The organism is Streptococcus sp. 2021WUSS109, from assembly GCF_044427305.1.
Lineage (GTDB): Bacteria > Bacillota > Bacilli > Lactobacillales > Streptococcaceae > Streptococcus > Streptococcus suis.
In genome coordinates, this window is sequence record NZ_JAOTGF010000050.1 from 1 (window position 1) to 1,604 (window position 1,604).

Annotated in this window: 1 protein-coding gene; it reads right to left on the reverse strand. The window is 42.0% G+C overall.

From position 1 onward, the window contains the following. Positions 1-1,604, reverse strand: a 1,604-nt coding sequence (locus ODU37_RS10630) for an IS1182 family transposase (RefSeq protein ID WP_249562577.1), incomplete at both ends; no start/stop codon positions are given.

Sequence of the window (1,604 nt, forward strand, 5' to 3'; positions counted from 1 at the left end):
GAGACTGGGCAAAAACTAGCCAGTAAATAAAAAACACAGATAGATTCAAGCTGATTCTGATGAAATTCAGCCGAACTGTCTGTGTTTTTCTTTCTGCTTCTACTATCTTGGACTAATTTCTTAGCCAATTTCGTGAGATTCATGCTCATTAGGAGGAATCCTATCTCAGTTTCAACCACCTTTTGACCTCTGACATGGACTCTGCGCACGCCAAAAACACCCTTCATCCTACCAAATACAGGTTCGACATCCACCTTGCGTTTGGCATAAATGCGGGCTCCCTCTTTACTTGTCAATTCCTCTTTGACTAAGTTCTTGAAATAGTTCCACATAGGATTATACTGAATTTGTTTGAGGTTTCCTTTTTCTGTCCGTGCTAATTGGTCTAACTCTTCACTAGCTTGTACAGGATCAGCTTCGTAAATCTTAATATCTTTCTCAAACCCATTCTGCTCCGTTCTTCGTGAATAATTCTTGAATGAATACACAACCCCATCTGGCTTTATCCACTGGTCAGAATCTTCTAAGTAAGTCCAGTTTTTAGGATTGGCATCACTCTTCTTATAGCTTTTCTTCTGCTCTTTCTGATATGTTCCGTAGGGAATCAGAGGTGTTTTCTCCAGGTCATCAAGGATAAAGCTGTAATTTTCTTCACTACCATAACCTGCATCCGCGACAATGTGTTGAAAGAGTTCTAAGGTTTGGATGGATTGAAGAAATGGCTTGAGTGTACGAGTGTCAGTTGGATTCGGATACAATCCGTAAGCTAAGGCAAACTGGTTGTTTGTACCAAGTTGGAGGTTGTAACCAGGTTTGAGCTGACCATTCTTCATATGATCCTCTTTCATCCGCATAAATGTTGCATCATGATCCGTTTTAGAGTAGGAGTTTCGCTCTTGTAGAATCTGTTTATCTCGTTCGTACTTCTGTTTCCGAACAAGAAAATCCTCTTTCAACTTTCTCTTGAGTTTCTTAATTCTTCTTCGTTTCTGTCTGTTGGCTGATCCACCTTTAATGACTTTAGGCTCTTGTGAGATAGCCTTTTCCACCTCATCTAGTACTTGTTCGGTCTCTTGTAGGAGTTGGTTTAGTCCCTCGCTAGTGAGGCATTCTTCCTTGGACAAGGCAGTATTCACCCCTTCTTGAACTAGCTTGTCATAGAGGGCTGAAATGTTTCCATTCAAGGCATCTTCATAGCGTTCAACGGCCTTTCTCCACGTGAAGGAATACTTATTGGCATCAGCTTCTACCTTAGTCCCGTCAATGAAGAGAGCCTCATCTTCAATCAAGCCATTCTCTCTGAGGAGGAGAGTGAAGTGGATGAAGGCAGTTTTGATGAGCTGATTGGCGTGTGTGCTAGCCCGAAAACTGTTGATGATTCGATAACAGACGTAGGTATCCTGACTCAGCCATTTCATAGGAATGACTTCTTCATTCATTTGAACGATTTTTCGACCAGAGAATACCTGGCGAGCATAGGCGAACAGGGTCATTTTGAGCAACATGGCTGGATGAAAGGCAGGACGACCTGTGTGAGAAATTTCATCTAGTAGAACAGATTGAGGAATGGTATCCACAAACTGACTAATCAGACGAGCCTCATG